The sequence below is a fragment of the Methanobrevibacter sp. genome (assembly GCF_017468685.1).
Taxonomy (GTDB): Archaea; Methanobacteriota; Methanobacteria; order Methanobacteriales; family Methanobacteriaceae; genus Methanocatella.
The window spans coordinates 16,839-43,138 of sequence record NZ_JAFUHT010000062.1; the positions used below are offsets into that span (position 1 = coordinate 16,839).

Here is a 26,300-nt window from a genome sequence, read left to right on the forward strand (position 1 = left end):
TATAATCTTATTTAACTATTCAAAAGAGGTGTAAATATTAAAACAAAGAGTTTGATTATTTCATTGCTCTTGATTTGTGTAGTGATGTTGTCCGTTGGTTCAGCATTCGCAGCCGATGAAGATACAACATTAACCACAATAGATGATGAAATAACAGTCGAAGATGATGTCTTAAGTGTTGAAGATGAAACTGATGCACTTGAAGCTGAAAATGAACAAGTCCTTGAAACCGATGATGCAACTGAGGTTGTCGGTGCAAGTGCAACAGTTACAAACACTACATTCCATAATTACTTTGATGAATATGGAGACTTAACCTCCGATGCTGATGAACTGATTTTTGAAGGGGATTTCACTGGTATCGATGTAAATTATATCACTATTGAAAAATCTGTAAAATTAACTGGTAACAATGCAATCTTTAATAATGTTTCTTTTGTAATCAGTGCAAATAATGTTGTTATTGATGGATTTAAGTTATACATGGATAATAAGGATACTTCATTAATAAGTATTGGAGATTCAACTAATGTAACTATTTCAAACAATATAATTGATTATAAAGGATTAAATTATGAAAATGGTTTTGCAATTTTTGCATTAGATATTGATAATCTAAAACTTATTAATAATGCTATCACTTTTGTAGGTAATAATGAAAGTACTTATATCAACAATGCTATTCGTATTTTTGGAGATGAAAAAAAATCCACTAACATTCAAATTGAAGGAAACACTTTTGATATAACAATTCCATCAAGAACTATAGATTATAGTGATTATCCTAATTCATTAGAGTTTTCTGATGGAGTGGTATTATTAGGTTGTGAAAATATCACAATTAATAAAAATACCATGACCATTAATTATAATGATTTCAGCGGATATTCAGATACAATTAAAGCAATTCTCATAGGAAATTCAAATTATGATTTCGATGAGGATGATGAAATTATTTATCCTAATCTCTGTAGCAATGTTATAGTTGCAGACAATAACATAGTTCTTAATGGTCATGCATATGTATATGGAATTTCTATCGCAGCAGATAACTTTAATATTACTGGAAATGATTTATCTGTTTCTTCAGTAAATTATGGTGCTGGGTTTGAAATTTGTGGATTTTCAAATAAGGGAAATATTTCTGAAAATACTGTAAATGTCACCACTCCTTCTGCAGCATATGGTGTGTATGCATATCCATATGGATTCCCAGTTGATAATATGACTTATTCTAAAAACAAATTTACTGTTAGTGCATATGAAAGTTGTGGTATGGAACTTGTTGAGAATAATCCTGTCATATTGGATAATATTATCATCGTAACCGGTAATCATACAGTGGGTATAGTTGCAAATATGGGGGATTATGGTGTTATATCTGGTAATACTATTTCAAGTTTAGGTACAAATATTGGACACAAACCAGCAGATCCTATGATTCATATTGAAAGTACTGCAATTAGTGTTAACGGAGACACTTTAATCAGTGGAAACGATCTCACTTCCACATCCATTGGTATTAATTTAGTTGATTATGGTGACTCTGGAAGCATTGTTGTTGATGGTAATAAAATAACTGTAACCGCTAATAATGATACTGTAGCTAATTATGCTATTTATTCTAATTATATGGATACATTAAATGTTACTAATAACAATATAACATTTAAAGGAAAATCCAACGGAACTACTGATTCAAATGCAATTTCCATCATTGGTGTTGATGATGTAGTTATATCTAATAACACAATCGATGCAACTTTAACTGCTGGTCAAGGCAGTGCTATTAACATGGCAAACTGTCCTGATTCAACCATATCTGAAAACACTATCGACTTTGGATATGAAGGTTATGCTAACTGGGGAAGTAATAATGTTGTATTTGTACAAAATGGTTGTGACAATGTTAAAATCATAAATAATGAGATTAATGCAGTTGGTTCTACTTATGTTTATGGTATTACAACATATGCTCAAAATTTCACTATTGAAAATAATAATGTAGTTGTAGAATCAGATGTGAACTACGCATGTGGTATCAATCCTGACGCTGGAGCTTCAGGTATTGTAAACAAAAACGATATAAGTGTTTCTGGTTTAGGAACTGTATATGGTATCTACTCTGGAATGTGGAAAGGTATGTCTCCGGTAACTGTTAATTATACTAACAATGTTATTTCAGGTAACGGATTCTTCGCATGTGGTATTGAACTTGGTGGAGCTAAAGAAAATGCAGTAGCTAATAATATCACTCTTGAAGGTAACTATACAATTGGTGTTGCATTATACAAGTATGGTCAAGATACTATTGACTCTACAATTAAAGGCAATGATATTGCTTCAAATGGTGTAAGCATAGGTAACGCTTCTGATTCTAAATATTATGATGCTGTTGGAATCGAAACAACAGGTATTAAAATTGCTTCAGGTAATGTCACTATATCTGACAACAATGTAAGGACTGCTGGTGATTATGCAATTAACTTATGCGGTTCCAATGCAACTGTAGCTGACAATTACCTTGCTGCTAAAAAAACTGTAGGTCCTAATTCAATTGTTAATGGAGAAAATGCTACTATTTCTGGCAGTGGGCCTGAATTAAAAACCATTATTTCAGCTGTAGACTTATACACTACCTACGGTGACGGCATATATTATGTTTCACTTAAAGATGAAAATGGTGATCCTATTAAGAATGCAACTATTTTCTTGACTGTAGATAGTGAAATTATCAATGAAACCACTGATGACGATGGTGTGGCAACATTCTTAGTAGATGAATGGGCTGCTGGAGATTACATTGTTGATGTTTCATATAAAGGTAATGCTACATATGGTCCAAAATCCATTAAAGGATTTATACAAATTGAGAAAAGAAACTCTCAAATTGTTGCTCCTACCACTGTTTATGCTTTAGTCACTGCTACTAAAAACGGTTACACTTACACTTTAACCTTAAAAGATGATCGTGGAAATGGTTTAGCTAAAGAAACCGTTACTATCACATTCAACGGTAAGACTCAAACTCTTACAACCGACGATTTAGGCGTAATCAAATATAAATTAGTTGCAACCAAGGCTGGAACCCAAAAATTAACTGTTAAATTTAACAGTAATGATAATTATGTTGCTTCCACTTTAACAGCTACTGTTAAAATCAACAAGGAAGCTACTAAATTAACTGCTAAAAAGAAAACTTTCAAAGCTAAAGTTAAAACCAAAAAATACACTGTAACTTTAAAAGACAGTAAAGGTAAAGCAATTAAAAAGGTTAAAGTAACCATTAAAGTTAAAGGTAAAACCTACAAAGCAAAAACCAACGCTAAAGGTAAAGCTGTCTTCAAAATCAAAAACTTGAAGAAAAAAGGTACCTACAAAGCTAAAGTTACTTTCGCTGGAAACAACCTTTACAAAAAAGTTGCCAAAACTGTTAAAATTACTGTTAAAAAATAGGGATTTTTAATCTCTATTACTTTTTTTATTTTTTTTAATCAATCTCCTTTTTTCAACTTCAGTTGATTTTTTCATAATCTATATATATTATATTTGATAATAGTTATAGTATAGTCAATTTTTTATTATATATTCTCAATATAATTTGACTTGTTTTGTTGAATCAATATAAAGGGAGGTGAAAAAGATCAGAAAGGAGAATATTTTGATTTCATTAATATTCGTTTGTTTTGTTTTACTGTCATTAAACATTGCTTTTGCAGCTAACGAAACGGATTTTGATGATGAGGGATTATTGTCTGGTGAAGCGGTAGATGTTCCAGAAATTATTAATCATGAAGTGGATGACTCAATTGGCCTTGATGAGGATGATTCTAATGATGTCATTGCTAGTTCCAACAGGACTTTTGAGATTACTCAAAAGAATTATGAATCCTATTTCGATATAAGGACTGGTAAAATCAAGGATGATTCAGGCATTTCTGCTGGAGACACTTTAAAGATAGGTAATATTTCTGGAAGGGCATTTGTTATTGACCGTCAACTTACATTAATGCCTATTTCTTCCAATGATGAAATTTCAAATGGTTTCATTCATTTGGTTAAGGGAAGTGATGGTTCCACTATTACAAATCTTACTGTTAACAATACAAAAGGTACTTTAACGCTTAGGGGAGTAACTGTAGGTCAATTACATGGTATTTGGTTATCCAATTCCAATAATAACCTTATAGCATACAATACGATAAGAGTTGCAAATACGGGTGGAGTTTATGCTATGCCTATGGGTTGGTCTAGTAATAATAGGATTATTTATAATGATATGAAGACTTATGTTACTTGTAACATTATTATGGGTCAATGTCATGATAACTTGATTTCTCATAATAGTTTGGAGGTACTGTCTTATTCAGAGCTGTCTGTTACTAATTTGATTTATTTTAATCCATTTGGTCATGCCGATTATTCTGGGTCTCCATTATGTAAAGGCAACATAATTTCCTATAACTATCTTAAGGGATATTGCACAATGCCAATGTCCATAATTATTCAAGCTCAATATGCTAGTCATGATGGTACTGTAATTGCAAATAATACTATTATTAAGGGATCATTCGGTGTTAACCTAGCTGGTGATAATGTTTCCGTTTACGGCAATGTTGTTAAGGGTAGTGCAAACGGCATTTCTGTTGGGGGCAGTGGTTTCACTGTTCATGACAATGATGTCAGCGGCGAATCTCACAACATTGGTATTCAGGCAAGCGGTAATGATGCAGGTCTGTGTGAAGTATATAACAATAACATCACCTTCACTGATGTTACCTCTGCATTGAATGTGGGCAAGTGTGTTTATGCTCATGACAATAGAATCAATGTTAAGGGATATGGTAAGGGTATTAATATAAATGGTAATAATGCTCGTGTATGCTATAATAGTGTAAAAGTAAATCATGATGATGGAATATCTGCACTATGCAGTTATGCTCTAATTGATAATAATATAGTAACTACCAATAATATAGGTATCAATATACCTGCCGCTTCAACTGGTTCAAGGTATTATAACAATACTATTACCAATAACAGAATCACAAGTGAAAATTATGGTATATCTGTAGAGGGTTTGGTATATAATACTGTCATTACTGATAATATTATTGAAACAAACAATACTGAGGGTATTTACATTGATGTCACAGATGCCAAGTCCAATACACAATTGGACAATATGGTCAATGGGGTCATATTGAATTCAACTGCAATCATTGTTAATGATGATAATTTCTATGAGTATTTCGATAGGAACGGTCATTTGACATATGAATTCGAGGAAAATAAGACCAAGGTAATATTTTTAACATTCTTAACTAATAAAAACCTCTTCTTCACTGAAAAGATTAATGTAATCAGCAATAAGATGAACAATCTGCTGTTCAATGTAACCATTACATTTGAAGCGGATGCTGAAGGATCCCTGATTAGGGATTTCAATTTTGTTAATTATGATAGGGAGGCAATAGTTTTAAACAATGTTAATGATGTGAGCGTCACACGCAATAACATTACTGACGTGTTCAGGAAAGGCTCATTGTCCAATTCAGCCATTCTCATACAGGATGTCTGCGAGAATTCCATCATTTCCTATAATAACATATATGTGAATTCAAAAATCAAGTATGCTTACGGCATAACGGCGCCTGCGTTAAATCCAACCACTCGACAGATGAACAAGAGGTTTTCAACAGGTTTCAGGGTATTGGAGAATAACATAATCATGGTTTCAGATGGTGTTGCCGAGGCAATCTATACTGATTCATTGTCTGAAAGTGAATTCCTTTCTAATAAGGTCAACATTATCTGCGACGGTTACGGATATGGTATTGCATTTGCAAACTTAATCGGCAAACTTTCCGGATTAAATGTCACAGGCAACGAAATCATAATTCACAGTAAGGAAATGGCATACTTAATCGAATTCCATATGGTTGATAATTCAACAGTTTCATCAAATAAACTATATAGTGAAAGTAATGGTATTTATGGTATCTCCATATACATGTCCAATAATATTTCCATTGAAGACAATGAAATTACAATTCTTGCCGGAAACTTATCAGACATTAAGGGAGTATCAGATGTGTTGGGAATAGGAACATCAGCAATAGCTGTAATAAAGCATACCAACGACACATCCATAACCGGAAACAAGATTTATACCAATGTGACAAATCCAATAATCCTGGTAAATTTAACAGATGAAAGCGAAATGGAATTTGCTTCAAACTCATATATCATTGATGACAATAATTACGGTGTTTACTTTGATGAGGATGGAAACCTGAATTCAGGAATCATAGCTCCAAACAGCATACTGCTATTAAACAATCTGACTAAGGGGCAAACAATGAAAATTAACAGTCAAGTTAATATTTCCTCACTCGACAAGAACATCCCATCAAAGGTTTCATTGATAATTAATGAAAACGCATCAAACATAAAAATATATGATGCATTCCTTGTTAATTCAACAATAACCCTAAACAACACTTCAAATGTACTCATAACAGGCAATTTATTCAATTCCTCAAACTCCACAATCTTAAACATGGTTGGTGGAGAATGCAATTCATTCATCAACAATGAAGTTTACATCAACGCAACAAGCGTTTCTGGAATAATATTGAATAATACATTGTCAAGTACTGTAAAAGGTAATGATTTTGAAGTAAACGCATCAGCGGTTAAAATAATAATCAATGAAGCATCAGCAAACTCATTGATAGACAAAAATGTTATGAATGCAAAAGCCGATGATTTAATTTTCATATATTCTGAAAACTCAAATCATGACAATATCATAAATAACAATCTGACCGGTGTAGCGGAGTCAATATATGGGTATTACGCATCAAATGTTAAATCAGGAGAAGTGACATTAAACACTATATCAATTAATGGAACAGGAAACGTCACAAACCAGGCTGCAATCTATTACTGTGACGGCTCCAGCGATAATCTGGCATCAGAGAATTATATAGTTTCATTCTCAAAAAATGCAGATGATTATGCTGTAATCTCAATTTCAACTCCAGATTCATTCAACACCATTGTTAAAAACTTTTTAATAAGCGGCAATGGTTCAAAACGTTCGGATTATGCAGTAAACGGAAAATATGATATTGTTCACACAAACACTCCAATGGACATATACGTGTCTGAAAATGGAAGTGACGTGACCGGCGGTGGAACAATCTATGCACCATATGCCACAATATCAAAAGCGGTACAGAATGCGCTGAATCATTGCATAATCTATTTAATGGACGGCAGCTATGTCGATTCAAATATCAAAATCGATAAGAATCTGACAATTAAGGTAATGAATCCTGGAAAGGTGATGATTGATGCAAACTCAAAACAACTATTCAATATTGATAAAACAGGTATTCTTACAATTTCAGGTGTTCTTATAGAAAATGCACATAACGTTGACGGCGGATCAGTATTCATAAACAACGGAAAATTAAACATCAATGATTCCGTCATATGCAATTCTTCATCCTATTATGATAATTCTAATCCCGTATTTGACCATAATGTCACATATAACCGTGACGGAGATATGGAAACCGGTCATACTCTAGATTGTAGTAATACTGGAAGGGGAGGGGCCATTTTGAACAATGGTGAACTTTCAATAAATTCCACAGTATTCTACAATAATTTAGGTCATTGGGGTGGAGTAATAGCGGATTATGGAAAAACCCATATCAACTCATCATTATTCTATGATAATGAGGGAGTTCACGGTGGCGTAATTTATACGGATTCAAAAAGCAATTTGGCAATTGAAAATTCCATATTCAATGCCAACACTGCATTGACATCCCTTGACTACTGTGCTATAAGGCTTTCAACAGTTATGTGGTCCATTGTTGATGGAAATCATTATAAATATTACTCTGAATGTGAGTCTCCAGTTGGTTCTGGTGGAGTAATATACACTAAAAACACACCAGTATCAATTCATGATTCCAGTTTCAGCGACAATTCCGCTCAAAAAGGTGGTGTGATTGCCACTCAAATAGACAGCTTCACATCTAAATCCGACTTTGAACCAAAGGTTGATTTGGACATCGATAACTGTTATTTCTTCAATAACAGGGCTAATGACACTAGACGGTCTTTAGGTTCAGTTGATCTGGATTATTATGACTATTATAGTGGATGTAACGGTGGGGTTGTATATGGAACATATAATAAATGCTATATTCAATCTTCACAGTTCTACTACAATCAAGCAACAAATGATGGTGGAGCATTATATGCCAAAGCAAATGATGGAAAAATTTTGGATTCAAAATTTAGTGAGAATATTGCTGGAACAAGTGGTGGGGCCTTGAATTTGGCTAAAAATTTCATCATGATGAGAACGGTCATATCAAATAACACTGCCAGGTATGGTGGAGCTATAGAATATGATTCCTATCGTTATTATGGCCATATTCAGGATAATTTCAATATTTATAACTCAACAATATCCAATAATAAGGCATTGAATATGGGTGGAGCATTCAATGTGGGTTCCGGAAATATAGTGGTTCATGATTCCAATATTGTGAACAATTTCGCACCGGCATATAATACAATCCATTCTAAAGGCGGAAATTATGCAATTGACATGAGATATAATTATTGGGGCATTTCTCCAACAGGATATGATGGTCCCGATGATTCTGTATGGAATGTTAATAACAATCAATTCAAGCCATGGTACAGGCAATGGGTAAAATGGGAACCTCAAGAGGTTAAAGTGGACCCTACCGATCCAACTCCGGATGAACCTTCAAATCCAAAACCTGGCAATCCAGATAATCCTAATAAGGGTTCTGGTGATTCGAAAAATCCGAATCCTACATCCACCGGTTCAAGTACCTCAACAGGATCTTCTATTGGAGGTCATGGAAACGGTAATGGACAGGGAAACGGCAATGGTAATGGTAATGGGTATAATGGAAATGGAGATGGAACTAATTTGGGTCCTGGAAGCAGCGGAACCGGTTATGGCGGTTCTTTCTCCAACTTGCCTGGATCCAATGCTTATAATGGTCAGAATATAAGGGGAACATCTAATTCAAACTCTTCATCTAATTCGGATTCGAAAGTTGATGGAACTGTTAATTCTGATAGTTTAAGTCAATCAAACAGTTCAAACTATAATCCTAATCTTGCAAGTGTTGGAATGACTGCAAATGCCGCAGCATCTCCTTCAAGTTCCCAAGGCGGTTCTGAAGGTGCGGGCGATGCCAGTTCCAGTTCTTCATCTGGAGGTGCAACAAGCGTTGCCAAATCATATGAAATCACTGAGAAATTAGATGAATTAATCGACAACGACACTGCCATGATGGCATTTATCGTTTTGGAGATTATTGTATTGTCTCTATTGATTATAGGTTATAGGCGTAAAGAAAAAGAAAATGAAGAAAATTATTAATTTCTTCATTTTTTCCTATTTTTTTATTTTTTCAATCAAATTTGATATTTGATAAAAACTTTTTTATATCTCTTTTTATAAAAAATATAATATGTTTGACTTTTTTATAAAGTATGATTAAAAAGAGGTGTTGATGATTTTATATAAAAAATTCATGTTAATAATATTATTGTCATTGGTATTGATGTCTTCATTACTAGTAGTTAGTGCAAATGACGATAATTCAACAGTCATTGAATCATCAAATAATCAGGAAATGGTTATATCTGATGACATTGATGATCCAATCCAAGAAACCCATGAATATTATGTTAGTGCTGATGGTGATGATTTAATAGGAAATGGGACCTCAGAATCTCCATTTGCTTCAATAGGCTTTGCTGTCAGTGTAGCTAATAACAATTCAAAAATTATAGTTAAGGATGGAACATATAAAGGCTCATCCAATACTGGAATTACCATTAACAAGTATTTGACAATTGAAGGCCAATCCCAACCAACAATCAATGGTGAAAATAAATATGCCTTCTTCAAAATTAATGGGGGCTCATCATTAATCTTAAACAACATCAAATTCATTAATGGTAAAACCGACTCATATTCACAATTGGGAGCTATAAACAATCAAGGCAATTTAGTAATAAACAATAGTTCATTCAATACAATCAGAACTCTAATGGGTGTTGTATACAATGAGGGAACATTGCTGATGAATAATACTAATGTGGGCAATGCCCACTCCTCGAATATGGCTCAGATAATCACTAATGTTGGGGATTGCACTGTAGACAATTCCAAATTCACTGCAACCCAAGCCTACTCTAGTGAAGTTGGAGTGACAGTGTATAACTATAATACTTTAAGGGTCTTGAATTCAAATATAGGCTATTTGCAGTCAAACATTGTGTATGATGAATATAATTACGTACCGGGGTTTGTCTTCATTAACAATTCATTATTCACAAATTTTGAAATAGAAAATGTCACTGCAAGGATTTACAACTCAAAAGTTAATGGAATGCCTGCTTTTAAGGGTGCTGACGTGTTTATGGACAACACTCGATTTGTTCAATCTTCATCAATAAGCGTATTGTCAATTATAGATTCAAATTTCACTGCAACACATTCCATTTTTGATTACAGTATTTCATGCTCTTACACTGCCTTAAACATAACATATTCAACTATTCTAGGTTCAATCTATGGTGGCGGTAAAAGCGGGTATCTGTTTGCGCCATTTAACTGGTGGGGATCAAACAAAGGACCTTCATTCGATTATTTCAGAACCAATTATGTTAAATACTGGGCAGTGGCAACTTTCGAATCAGAAGACGGAAACTTATCAGTTGGAACAAATTCAAAGTTCATAGTCTCTCTCAATAAATGGAGTGACGGCAACAACATTTATGATTTCTCAGAAAATGAGTATCTGCCTGGTAGGCTGGTTTCATTCGAAGCGCAAAACGGCAATTTCATGCATTCTTCAGGAACAATCAATAATAATTTCACCAACTATCTGAACAACAATATCCTGGATTGCCTGGTGTATGCCGTGATTGACAATGAAAGATTAATGCTCACAATAGGCAAGGGAATGTCAGCATACCAATATTTCGTATCTCCAGATGGCCATGACGGTCCTGAGGATGGAACCCTTGAAAAACCGTTCTGGTCACTGCAATATGCAATACAAAAGGTTGGAAATGGCAATACCATCTGTCTGCTTGAAGGATTGCATAAGCACAATGCAGATTCCAATGTGGTGGTGGATAAGAATGTGACAATCGTAGGATTCGGCGATGTAACATTAAAAAGAGCCAACAACTTCAATGTATTTATAGTTAAAGAATGGGGTAGTCTCACACTTAAAAACATTAAGTTCACAGTTGATATAAGGGAATATGACGATTCAATAGTCTACTGTACTGGCGGAAACGTTAGTGTGGTCAACTGCTCATTCACAGGCATCACATCTCCGTCTGTAATATTCACCACTTCCGGCAATAAAAATGACGGTTTGGTTTTCATGGAGGATTCAAGTTTTAAAGATATTGTAGGAGCGGTTTCAAGGGGAACTGCACGGGTTTATGTTAAAAATTCAACATTCGAGCAGGTTTCAAATTATTATAGATATCAGGGTATGGAAAATTATAATGCAATATTCCCAATCACTTCCTCTATAGAAATATACGATTCAATATTCAGGCAGAATGCAGTGGGAATTGTCAACTTGCACCCGTTTTCATATTCATCATCATCTCTTTTAGGTGCAACATACTCTGAATACCATGATAATTACCAAAGATATGCATATGTTGAAAATACAATATTTGAAAACAACATATTCAAAAGTACAAGCTATTCAAGTAGTGGAATAGGATTAAACACTCATGATGATTACGGCTCATTTGATGGATTCATTAAAAACTGCACATTCACTGGAAACACTGGTAAAATCGCTTTTGCAACCAATATTGATTCATGTTACTTTTACAATAATCGGGGAGACGCATACGGAGGAGAGGCATTAGTGACAGCAGCACTGATAGAAGACTCCTACTTTGAAGGAAACTTAAACCAGTACATTAATCATGATAATGCATATGTTGGAGAGGGGATAGCTTCAGCAGACACTATCTTAACCTCAATATTCATGAACAATAGGGCATCATACGGAGGAGCAGTCTCATCCTCCAAACACGTGCATTACTGTGTATTCATAAACAATACTGCAAAATACTCCGGAAACGATATTTACTCATCTTCAGGGGATGTGGACTACTCAAGCAATTGGTGGGGAAATAATCAAAAGCCGACTACCGATAACATTTTCATCTTCCTTGGTAATCTAAAACTTAATGATTGGGTTATAATGTCCCTTGAGAGCGTTTCCGGCAATGTCATTGAGGCTGCATTGAACAGGGTGGTTGATGATGACGGAAACATCAGAGTGATTGGTCATCCAATGCCTGTAAGGCCGGTTTACTTCATGATTAATGGAGGAAACATCACTCCTGAATTCACTTATCTCAAAGAGGGCCGTGCAAATGCAACAATATCATATGACTTCAACGCAGAGGATTTGAAGGTATATGCAAGGATAGACAATCAGGTATTGGAGTTGGATGTTCTAAACTCCCACACTCAACTGGTCATGGACAATGTGACCTTTAAAGGCAAGGACAATAAGTATAACATTACCTTGATTAATGTAAACGGTCGCCAATTGTTTAATCAAACATTGAAAGTTGAAATAATAGATTCCAATGGGGTTAATCAGATTTTTGAAGTGGTAACTGATGAGAAGGGTTATGTGGAGTTCAATGTGGACTATCCTATAGGGGAGTATACAGTAAACGTTAACTATCTTGGCAACGGCTACTTTGACAAGTGCAATGCTACAGCTAAAATCGAGGTATTGGCATCCATAACAAGCATAAACGCTTATGACGAAACATATTACGGTAAAAACAATAGGTATTATGCCATTTTATACGGTGAAAACGGAAGAAAACTGATAGGCATGCCTATCACATTCACAGTCACCAACGAGAAGGGAATCTCAAGCCAGGTTGAAGGCATCACCGACCACTACGGCCAAGCGGAGATAGTGTTCAGTCTTGACGTTGGAAAATACACTATAAAATCAGAATATAAAGGCGATTCATGGTATGCTCCATGTTCCATAGTGAAACAAATCGAGATTAAACCTGCCAATTCAACTTTAATCGTGCCAGAAGTTACTTTATACGGTCAGGGTGGAATTTACAACATTACCTTAAAGGATGTATATGGGACCTTGATACGAGGGGAAAACATTGTTGTAACATTGTCACAAGGGGACCTGTATGACAGATTCGTTATTAAAACGGACGATAACGGTAGGGCAAACCTTGCAATTAACTATCTTCCGGGAACATATAATGTTAAAGCGGAATTTGTAGGAGATGACATTTACGGTCCAAGTGCTGCAAGCAATGTGATTCATGTGGAAAAGGTACTGACAATAGTTTCAGGATTCCATCATGCAACAATACCGTTAAAAGGCATCTACACTATTGTTTTAAGCGACATGTATGGCAGGAGAGTTAGCAATGAGACAATAATCTTGAATTGCTATAAGGGCAAACTAATAAAAACATATGAGATGAACACAGACTCCAATGGTGAAGCATCCTTTATAATTGATTTGGATGAGGGAAGCTACTTGGCAACATTCGATTATGGTGGCAATGAATGGTATGCTGATGCAACCAATGCTGCAACAATTATTGTCAGCAAGGAAGCAGTATTGCAGAAGATCCAAATAAACTCCACAGACCTCGTCCAGTATTATGGTGAAGACAAATTCTTCATCATAGAATTCAATGATCCCAACGCATACAGCCAATATGGAAAGAAAATCCAAGTGTCCTTGACTTCCGGAGAATGGTCACAGGCCTATGAAGTAATCACTGATGCATTCGGATTGGGACGTTTGAAAATCAATTTAAACCCTGGAGAGTATAATATTACTTATAAATACTCCAATGACTATTATAACATTTTCGGTTCAGGGTCAAATAAAATAACTGTCTATAAAATGCCGACAACAATATTGGGAAAAGACATTATAGTGAACTATGGTGAGGCAAGGCAATATGAAATAACCCTCAAGAACGTTAATAATGTGCCGATTAAAAACATGCAGGTTCAGGTTGACCTTAACGGAACAAAGTATAATCTAACCACTAATGATAATGGAATCGCTAAACTCCTTCTCAATCTTGAGGAAGGAGCTTATAATATCACTTACAGTATGGACAATCCGAATTATGTTCCATCTAAAGGATCTTCAACAATACTTGTAGTCGATTCTGATAAGTTATCTTCTACATTATCAGCCAGTGACATGAACGCATTGGATAATGAGACAAGCCAGTTTAAAATCATATTGACTGACCCGTTGGGAAACGCAATCGGTAGCTGTGAAATCACCCTTGAAATATTCACAGTTGACGGCGATTCAGTCGTTAACCTTACCAAAACAACAAACAGGAACGGCATAGTGACATTTGATTTGGAATTGGAATATGGCAACTATATTGCAAAAGCCACATTTAAAGGAAATGAAAGATACCTTGCAAGCAATTCAATCAACACTATCAGCATAGAATCATCAGACAATAAAATAAAGACAATAATCTATAAGGGAGAGACAACAATCAAAAACGCAAAATATTATATTGTCTTGTCAGACGTTAACGGAACATTGCTCGCCAATAAATCAGTCACATTCTCCATTGGAAATAATAATTACCCTACATTGACAGACAGTGAAGGCAGGGCCTATCTGAATGTTGACTTATATCCGGATGTTTACACTGTCAAGGCAGTATTCAATGGTGATAAGCAATATAAAAAGGCTTCATCCTCCATTAAGCTCATGGTTTCCGGTGATTCCACACAGCTGTTCGCTTTAAAGCTAGTCAAATATTATCGTAACGGAACACAATTCCATGCTCAAGTGGTTGATGACAGCGGCAGGGGACTGGCCAACAAAACAATCTCAGTTCTCTTAAATAACGTGACTTATAATTGCACAACTGATGAAAACGGTTGGATAACCTTGAAAATAGATTTAAAACCAGGTCGTTATGATGTTGAATGCTACTATTACGGAAGAATACCATATGAAAATTCATTTAACAGAACCACAATAACAGTTTTAAAAACCATTGAAGGGGAGAATGCAATTAAGTATTATGGTGAAACACCATACCTGACAGTGAAATTCCTTGAAGGTAGTGGGAAACTAATCAGAAATGAGCAATTCCTAATAGGCATAGATGGAACCAATTACATTGCAACAATTCCAAGCAGCGGAATATTCGACTTCAACCTCAATATAGCATCAGGCAGTCACATCATTACCGTAACTAATCCATATGACGGTTTGACCGAAAGATTCAACCTGGAGATTTTACCGACAATCTTTGCAGACAGATTCACCAAGCTATTGGGTGACGGCAGTTCTTATTCAGTATTTTTCATTGATAGGAATGGAACCCCATTAATCAACACCAATGTTGATGTGATAATCGACGGCATAAAATATGATTACAGGACAAATGAATTCGGTGAAATAAATGTGGATATGGAGTTAGCGCCTAAAAGTTACCTTGTAACTGTTATCAATCCGGATTCAGGGGAATATATTGAAAGCATCATTAATGTTTATGCTCCGATTATTGAGAATAGGGATTTGGTAATGTATTATACTGGTGGAAATTATTATACTGTTAAGATAATAGGCCATGACGGCAAGGCTGTGGGAAGTGGAGTTCCAGTCAAATTCAGCATTGCAGGTAAAAACTATAATGTTAAAACTGATAGGAATGGATATGCTTCACTTAAAATTAGTTTAAAGCCGAACAAATATGTTGTAACTGTTCATTATGCCAATTACAAGGTTTCAAATAAAATTACAGTCAAGCCTGTTTTGACAGCTAAAAACATTTCCAAGAAGAAAGGCAAAGTAATTAAGTTCAAAGCTAAACTGGTCAACGGAAAGGGCAAGCCCCTTAAGGGTAAAAAAATCACTTTTAAATTTAAGGGTAAAAAATATAAGGTAAAAACCAATAAAAAAGGTGTTGCAACATTAAAGCTTAAATTAAAACTTAAGGTGGGCAAATACACTATAAAAACAAGTTATGGTAAATCCACCATTAAAAATAAAATCAAAATTAGAAAATAAAATGATTAAATTCATTTTATTTATTCCTTTTTTTCAATTTCATTTGAAATATTTTAAAAATTTATATATTATAAATTCCAACATATATTTATCATACTTTATTTTTTTTCAATTATATTTAATCAACTTAAACACAGTATGATATCAAAAATAAATGAGGGGTGAGATTATTAAGAAATCACTATCGTTCCTTGGAATGATATTATTAGTTTTCCTGATACTCGGATCAGTATCCGCAACAGATTCAGATGATTTAATTGCATCAGATGAAGCTGCAGATGATTTAGGCTCTGATAATCTGGAAAATGATATTTTAAACGAGGAAGAAGTCGATGTAGATGATGAAAATTTCGCTGCACTCGACAATGCAATACAAAATGTTGACGCTGGAGGAACAATTCATTTAAACACAAACGTGACATTAAATGGAGGAACCTCTGGTGAAGAAACAACATATGCGAATGGAATGACAATAAGTAAAGACTTAACCATCAACGGTTACAATCAGGCGATTAATGCAACCGATGCAAATGGAAACAAAGTTCGCTTGTTTACCATTGCTTCAGGGGCTCACGTAACCTTGAAAGATTTAACTATCACTGGCGCAAGCTATATAGGTGATGGTAATCAAATAGGTGGTGCAATTACTGTAAACGGAGGATACTTAACATTGATTAATGTAAACTTCATTAACAATTATGCACAGATGACCGCAAACAATAAAATCGGTTCAGCTGCAGTGATGGTCTATAATGGAGGTACAGTTAATGTTACAGGAGGATCCTTTGTAAACAACACCCTTAAACATGACCAGGCTCCAAATACTGCAGGTGGTGGAGCTGCAATAAATGCCAATCAAGGAAGTTCCAGCATATATGTTGATGGAACTCTTTTCGAAAACAACGAAGCTATTTTCGGTAAAATTTCAAATCAGGCAGGGGGTGGAGCAATTGCTTCATTAAATTCTATTGTATCAATTGCCAACTCTGAATTCGTTAACAACAGATTGACTTGTGATGCCGCAAGAGCTATTGCAGGTGCAGTTTATGCGATTCCGAACGCTCGCAGTTCTATGGTTGTAAATACTACTTTTAGAGATAATTCTGCACATTCTGTTTCTGCACTCTACTTCAGAGGAACTGATTATGTCGTAACAGGTTGTCTATTTGAAGGCAATGTGGCTGATGACTCAGTATCTGCTCAGTTTGAAAGTGGTGGGGAAATACATCACAATGCATTTACTGACGGTAAAATTAGCAAGAATCAATATGTAAATGAAAATAAGGATTATTACTGGTATTACAACTGGTGGGGAACAAATGAACCAAGCGATGTTGGCCTTGATTTGACCAATTGGATGGTCATGACTATTGAACATGATGACAATAATGTTGTAGTAAAATTGACTAAACTCAATGATGGCACCGAATTAGGTGATTTAGCATTATTGCCAACTATGGAAGCTACAATAACCGGTTTAGGTGAAACTAAAAAGGTTAAAATTGTTAAAGGTATTGGAACATTAACATTAGATGGGCCAATTACAGATTATGCAGGCAATACTGTTGTCGCCACAGTTAATAATCAATCTTTAAGTTTTGTTGTAAATGATAAAGTCAAAAGTTTCGCTGAACTAGAAAGTTATATCCTAAATACTCCTGCAGGAGAAACCTATGATGTAAAAGGTGATTTCCAACTAAACACTGGCGTGACTGGTGAAGAAACTACCTACGCACAGGGTATCACAATAGACAAAGATATAACTATAGATGGGCATGGTTTAACAATTAATGCAACCGATGCTAATGGAAATAAAGTAAGAATATTCAAAATAGTTAATGGCGCAACCGTAACATTAAGAGATATAATATTGACTGGTGCTTCTGCCGATAATGGTGGAGCTATCCTTGTTGATGATGGAACATTAACTTTAAATAAAGTTACTTTCACTGAAAACAATGCAACAAACGGTGGAGCAGTTTATTCAGCTGATGGTAACGTCAATATTGTAAATTCTACATTTGTGAAAAATACTGCAACCTCTGCCGGTGCAGTTCAAATTGAAAAAGGTACTATTGAAGGCTCTATTTTTGAAGGCAATTCCGCAGGTGCAGTGACTCTTGGAAGTGAGGCTAGTGCTAATTATAATGTATTCTCTAACGGACAAACAGTTTCCGGAACAGGTAACTTCGATTATAACTGGTGGAAAACCAATGCTCCTGAAAATGTTGGAGTAACATTAAATAACTGGATTGTAATGAACATTACAAATGACGATACTTTAATCAAGGTATCATTCACAACTTTAAACAATGGTGCAAATGCTCCAAACCCTGAAAAATTCCCAACATTGCCGGTCACCGTTTCTTGGGATGATGTTGTAAAAGAAACAACTCTTGAAAACGGCATTGCAACTGTCGAATTTGATAAAGCTGTTACATATGACTCAAATTATAATGTTTCAATAAAAGTTTCAGAAGTTAGCACAGATTACACTTTAAAACCAATTGATTCTGATCATGATAATTTCGCTCAATTAGACTCTAAAATCAAAGACGCTAATGAAAATGATGTCATTGATTTGGAAAATGGAGTAAAATTAAATGAAGTGAATATTAATGAAGAAACTACTTATAAAAACGGTATTGTAATCGATAAAAGCATCACAATCGATGGTCATGGATTCACAATCAATGCAACTGATGCAAGTGGAAATAAAGTTAGGATCTTCAACATTGCAAATGCAGATGTGACATTGAAAAACATGATTTTAACAAGCGGGTCTGTTGCTTCTCCAGGCGGTGCGGCCATTTACATTAATGGTGGCTCATTGACTTTAATCAATGTTACTCTCATTGACAATAAGGTAACTGCTTTAACTGGTGCAGCATTATCCGCTAATAATGCACAGGTAACTGTTATAAACAGTAGCTTTATCAACAACACTTTAACCAAAACAGACTATTCCGCTTTAGGAGGGGGAGCTGCTATTTACTTGAATGGCGGTTCATTAAATGTGGATAATTCATTATTCGAAGGAAATGTATATAATGGATATTCTTATTCCTCTTCTAGTGTCGGTGGTGGAGGTGGAGCAATATATACCACAACCGCTACTACAAACATTCTGAATTCAAGATTCATTAGAAATTCAGCTATCCGTACAGGAGGTAGTGGGGAACTAGTCGCTGGAGCTTTATTAATCAAAACTGGTATAATAAAAGGAAACATTTTCGAAGGAAACACTGCTACTTCAGCTCCAAACACTATGAGAGTAACTGATGCAGATGCAATCGTCAATTATAATGCATTTGTGGGAACAGACGCTCAAACCGTCGGAGGATCTGCAAATTACCAAGCTAATTGGTGGGGAACCAATAATCCAACTTCTGTTGGTGTAACCTTGACTAACTGGCTTGTATTAAGCTATTCAATTGATGGTAAAAAAGTTTCAGCCACAATCAACACTTTAAATGATGAAACTCCTGTGGAAGAGTCTGTTTCAATCCCAATTAGACAAGCCATCATTACAATCAATGAAGTTTCAAATATTGTAAACACTAAAGATGGGGTAGCAACCATAGTATTGGATGATGAATTGAGCATTGGCGACAGTTATGCAGCTACCGCAACAATCGATTCACAAACTATATCCTTTACAGTTAAACCAACAATCAAAGAATTTTCAGGAAATGTTGTTTCTAATGCAACTGTTGGGGTAAACGGTACAATTAGTGTAAAATTGACTGGAATTGAAGGAACCGTACCTACTATGACAGTTTCTCTATGGTTGAACAGTACAATGTATACTATTAACTTGGATGAAAATGGTGAAGGAACTATTGACTTAGGTTATGACCTTGGTGGTGGAGAGTATAATGTTTATATTAAATACAATGGTGATGAAAACTATGCGGATTCAGAAAGAGTTAAATTAGATTCAGTGTTTAAAGTTGAAAAATTAAATCCTACAATAACTCTTGATAATGATACCGTATACAAAGGAATATCCACTTATATATTTATCAATGTTTTAAATGATTTTACAACTCCAACTGGTGAGGTTACAGTAACTATTAATGGAAATGATGTAACTAAAATTTTAAACAACGGTAGAAATTACTTCCCTGTTGATGGAGATTTGCCTATGGGTCCTAATGAAATCGTGATAAAGTATAGTGGTGACAGCAAATTCAATAATGTCACTACAAAATTGTATCTAAATGTCCCAAAATTTGATGTGGATGTAAGTGCTGAATTGGCAAGAGACACAATTGATGAAGGAAACAACGTTACAATGACTGTAACAGTAACTCCTGAAGGTGTAGTCTATTATTATGATAAACCACTGTTCAGCATTGACAAGACTTCAACAAGTACCTCCAGTTTGGTTAAAGTATCCACCTCAAGTACTTATGCAAATTGGGTTACTACTAGCATAGTCTCCAATGGTGTTAAAATTTCATCTCAATCATATTTAAGAAGCGACGCTGCAATCATATTCCCTGAAGCGGGAAGTCAATTCGAATTTAAATATGTAAGTTCAACCAACTTCAGATTATATGCATTTACCGGTAAAACCTGGTCAAGCAATATTGGTTATTTATCTCATTCTGGATCAACTTATACATTTTGGGGTAAATCTGGTTCCACTAAATTTAATGGATTTGCAGCACCAAAAGAAGGGGATATATTTAAAATAACCATTGAAAATAGGCAAATGGCATTTTATGTAAACGGTAATCTCATGGGAACCGCTTCTGTAACTGCTGATAACCTTTACTTTGGATTTTATACTAAGCAGGCTTCAACAACTATTGTTGATGATGTGATTATTAGCAAATTAGGTCAAGAACCTGTTGAAGGTACATACACTCCTACATTTGCTCCAAGTGGAAACATAACAGTTAAAATAGGTAATATAGAAAAAACTGTTCAATTGAATGCTGGCAAGGCAAGTTTCGATATTGGAGACACTCTTACAAAAGGAACTTACACTGCTGAAATCAAATATGAAGGTGATGACAATTACTTAAATGCATCTACTACATCTTCTCAACTGACAGTTAAAAGAATGGAAATGCCAACAATTGAAATTGAAAATCCTGAAACCTGTGAATTAGGTAAAAACATTACCGTTAACGTTAATGTAACCGGCTTGGATGAAGAACAAATCACCGGTAAATTCAATGTAACAATTGGAGATATCGTTTACACTGCCTATGCTGAAAACGGTAAATTGACATTTGACATAGGATATAATTTAACTGCAGGAAACTACACTATCAATGTTTACTATGACGGTGATGCAAATTACTTGTTCGCATCTAAAAACTCTTCATTTATCATTAAAACTGTTAATACAACATTAGATGTGACAGGCGGAGCAACAATTCTCGTTGGTAATGATGACATTATCTCAATCAAAGTTAATCCGGTAAATGGAGTAATTCCGATTGGAAACGTAACAATTATCTCTAAAAATGTAAATAAAAGAGTAAAATTAGATGATAATGGTGAAGCAACTTACAATATTGGTGCTGATTTGCCGAGTGGCGTGCATGATGTTTATGTTGAATATACTGGTGATGTAAACTTCAATAAAGTTAACACAACTATTAAATCAATGTACACTGTTATTAATGTTATTTATGTCAATGCCTCTGAAGGTGATGATGAAAATGGAAATGGATCTAGTGAAAATCCATTCAAATCTATTAAAAAAGCATTTTCACTCATGAAAGGAAATGGAACAATTGTTCTTAATGGCATATTCAAAGGATCAGATAATATTGGCCTTACATATTCCTCATCAAAAATGATTGATGTTGACATAATTGGTAATGATGCAGTAATTGATGCTGAAATGACTAGAACATCAATGTTCACAATTAATAAGGTCAATGTTCGTTTCATCAACTTAACTTTCAACAATTCAGCAGCATCCTCTTCAACTTACGGTTCTCTTATAAATGTTGTTGATGCCGACAGTTTGGATATTATCAATTCCACATTTACAAATATTTATGAGCAAAACGGTAAAAGTGCAGCAATCTACTTGAAGGATTGGGACGTCTCATTGAACATTACTAACTCCCATTTCGATAATGTTGTATCTCATCATAGTGGAGGAGTAATAGCGACTGATGGTGTAAACCAGGGATTAAGCAATGCTAAGAATAAAATTTACATTGACAATTCAACATTCAACAATATTAAAGCATACAGTGATCTTCTTGTTGACAGTTCCAGTGCATTTGGTGCAGGTGCCGACGTCATAATTACAAATTCCGTTTTCACAAACATCATAGGAACTCAGGACACATACTCCACTTTCATTGAAGCAAAATCATTAAACATGAACAATTGTGTGATATCCAATATGGATTTCAACATCAGGTGGGATTGGATTAAAATTAAAGAGGGTAATCTGGATTACAACTTCTGGTCTTCAAACAATCCGGACTTCAGTCATATTCAAATTACACCGAACAATTGGATAGTGATGACCTTCGATAATGAAAGCAGCGTGTTTAAAGCAACATTGAACACTTTGAATGACGGCAGCAGTTACACTGATTTGAATGCTGATGTTATTTTCTCAGACAACCTCAACCCATCCACAGTCAGACTCGACAATGGTGTTGCAGAGGCAATCTTGGAGAAAACATTAAGAGTTGGTGAAAAAGTAACAGCTACAGTTGGAAGCTTAACCCTCTCATTGGTATTCCAACATGACATTGAAGGAATGTCTTCTGAAGTAACCAATGCTATTAGATGGCAAAACGGTACAGTAAACATTACTGTTGAAGGTAAGGAGGATGTAACTCCTACAGGTAACATTACAATCTGGATTAATAATGTTCCATACACTGTTGATTTGGTGGAGGGTAATGCAACATTAAGAGTCGGTGATGACTTGGCTGTTGGAAGCTACATTTCCAAATTCCAATATAATGGTGATGAAAACTATTATTCAAGCGATATCGCTGAATTTATTTTCACAGTGGATAAGACATTCACAAACATCACAACCGTTGCAGAATCTGTCGAATACGGCAAACCACAAACAATCACATTTGCTTTAACTTCAGATAAGGCAACTGGTAATTTCACTGTATTGGTTAATAATAAACCGTACACTGTATATGTCAATGATCCTAAACTTGACTTAGGTATTTTGAATGCTGGAGAATACACTATCATAGTTACTTATAATGGTGATGAAAACTATAATGTTGCTCGTAATGAAACTGCATTCAATGTGACTAAAAAACAAACAGTTCCAATAGTTAAATATGATGAAACTGTTAAAGTGGGCAATAATCAAACAGTCGAAGTTGAATTCACAGAATGTGATGAAAATGCTACTGTAAAATTAGAATTAAATGGAAACATTAAACTACAAACAATATCTGGCAACAAAGCCGTATTTGAACTGGTTGATTTAAAAGAAGGCAATTACACATTCACAATCACTTATGAGGGAATGAATTATATTGCGGAATCAGTTTCAAAATCATTCGAGGTAACTAAAAATGAACTGGACATCACTGCATATGCCATTAATGCAACAGCAGGAAACAACATATCCATTATCATTTCAGGCATTCCAAATGATGCAAAAGGTGTTGTGACTGTAACAGTCGACGGAATTAATTATGGTGCAAGATTAGCCGATGGAAAATATGTGGCAGAAATTCCAGCACTCAAAGTTGGAGAAAACACTGCAACAATCACTTTCAGCGGTGATGATAAATATGCTCCTGCACGCACAACCGCAGACTTTAATGTAACTCCACTTAATGTGGATGTAAAATTGGATGTAGGAAGCGAAATCACCAAGGATTCCACAATAACCATTTCAGCTCCTGGAGCAACAGGAGAGATAATAGTCATTGTTGATGATGAAGTAAAAACACTGCCTCTCGTTGACGGTAATGCAATCTACTCTCTTGAAAACACATCATATGGGGACCATAACCTAGTGGTAATCTATAATGGAGTGGTTAGTCATGTAACCCAATTCACAATTGAAAAATTGGATGTAGATATAACAGCTAGTGCTGATCCTATAGATGTGGGCGATGTTGTTGAAATCATTGTTACACTTAATGAAACCGCTAAAGGTTCAGTGGTTGTTGATGGTAAATATTATGGCGAAATCAATGAAGGCCAGGCCATCATATCCATTTCCGGTTTGGCTAACGGTACTCACACATTCACTGTAAAATATTCCGGTGATGAAGTATTCAATGAAGCTGAAACCACTGTCACTGTAATAGTCAATAAGTTACAAACAGTTCCTCAAATAAATGTTGAATCTATTCAATTAGGTGAAGACGCCTATATTGAAGTGACATTGCCTGACGGAGCTACCGGATCTGTGACAGTTTATATTGATGACAATGAAGGTGAAACTTACGATTTAATAGATTCCTCCGCATACATTACAGTTTCAGACTTGACTAATGGAACACACACAGTTAAAGTTGTTTACTCAGGTGATGACAATTATCATGGTGCTGAGTCAACAGAAAGCTTTAACGTAATCTATGACATCACTATTGATGGGGACTCTTTATATGGTGAGGATTCAATTATTGAAATCAATTTACCTGACGGCGCTGAAGGAAACGTGACTGTAATCATCGGTGATAAAACATTCAATGCAACAGTTGAAGATGGTGTGGCATATGTCAACGCATCAGCATTGGATTATGGTACTCATGAAGTCACTGTAAAATATTCCGGTGATGAGAAGTATCCTGCAAAAACAGTGACTGGTGAAATTACTGTCGATGCTAATATCAACATTCCTGATGAAGTACCATATAATGATGGTGAAATAACTATTAGCTTGCCAAGCGATGCAACTGGTAATGTAACTGTAACAATAGATGATGAGACTAATGTCACCGTTCCTGTTGTAAACGGTACTGCAAGAATCCCATTAGATAACCTGTCAATGGGAGATCACAAGATTACTGCAACATACTCTGGTGATGATGATTATAAAAAATCAAGCGTTTCACGTGATGTTACTGTTAATCCAAATATCAATGTTCCGGATGAATTGACTACTGGAGACAATGAAATATCCATTGCGTTGCCTAGTGATGCTGAAGGTAATTTGACCGTTAATATTGATGGTAATGAAATCACTGTTCCTGTTATAAATGGTACTGCAAGTGTACCTATTTCCAACTTGTCTGCAGGAGATCATGATATCTCTGTTGAATATTCAGGAGATGGTAAATACGATTCATTCCAGAAAAATATTAATGGTAATGTTGCTAAAGTAACTCCTTCTGCAAATGTGAATGCTCCAAGCAGCATTGTTGCGGGTAAAGCAACTAATATTGCTATTGATTTACCTAAAGATGCAACAGGTATTGTTTTAGTTGATGTTGACGGAAACAAATATTATGCATCCATTGAAAATGGTGTTGCTAATGTTAATGTTGCGGGTTTGGCTGCAGGTGACAAACAATTGACTTACCAATATCTTGGTGATGCTAAATATAATGCATTTAACGGAGCTGCTAATTTGAAAGTTGTTAATCAAGTTGTCCCTAAACCAAAAGTGGATAAGATTGTTTTAAAATCTAAAAACATGAAAGTTAAAAAATCCGCTAAAAAACTTGTACTTAAAGCAACTTTAAAAATCAATGGTAAGGCTGTAAAAGGCAAAAAAATCACCTTTAAGTTCAAAGGTAAAAAATACGTTGCCAAAACAAACAAGAAAGGTGTAGCTAAAGTAACCATTAAGAAAAAAGTAATTAAAAAACTCAAGAAAGGTAAAAAATATAAATTCAATGTTTCCTACTTGAAAACTAAAATTACTAAAAAAGTGACTGTTAAAAAATAGGGATTTTTAATCTCTATTACTTTTTTTATTTTTCATATAGATTACTCAATTCATAATTCTGCTTTTTAAAAAACTAATTGCTTATATCGCATTTGATGTTGATTTTAAATATGGTTTTTACAATTACTTAATGTTTAATTAACTCTCTATTGATGTATTGTACTAGTAATTTCCAATCCAGTAATTACTTGTATTCATTAAAAAATAATAATCCGTATATTGGAGAGACTTCATCTATATCA

4 protein-coding genes are annotated in these 26,300 nt (G+C 34.8%); all 4 read left to right on the top strand.

Annotated elements, in window-relative coordinates; genetic code table 11:
• Nucleotides 1–84: 84 nt before the first annotated feature.
• The 4 genes from IJ258_RS08015 to IJ258_RS08030 all read left to right on the top strand — a co-directional run bounded on the left by IJ258_RS08015 (nt 85) and on the right by IJ258_RS08030 (nt 26,058).
• Entirely contained in the window at nt 85–3,456 is a 3,372-nt protein-coding gene (locus tag IJ258_RS08015; RefSeq protein WP_292805533.1) for a hypothetical protein, read from the top strand.
• 205 nt (nt 3,457–3,661) lie between these two features.
• On the top strand, nt 3,662–9,451 hold the full coding sequence (locus tag IJ258_RS08020) for an adhesin (protein WP_292805536.1): 5,790 nt from the start codon (nt 3,662–3,664) through the stop codon (nt 9,449–9,451).
• A gap of 133 nt (nt 9,452–9,584) precedes the next feature.
• Nucleotides 9,585–16,187: an Ig-like domain repeat protein gene (locus IJ258_RS08025; protein WP_292805539.1), complete on the top strand. Its 6,603-nt coding sequence runs from the start codon at nt 9,585–9,587 to the stop codon at nt 16,185–16,187.
• 196 nt (nt 16,188–16,383) lie between these two features.
• Nucleotides 16,384–26,058: an Ig-like domain-containing protein gene (locus IJ258_RS08030; RefSeq protein ID WP_292805542.1), complete on the top strand. Its 9,675-nt coding sequence runs from the start codon at nt 16,384–16,386 to the stop codon at nt 26,056–26,058.
• The last annotated feature ends 242 nt before the right edge of the window (nt 26,059–26,300 follow it).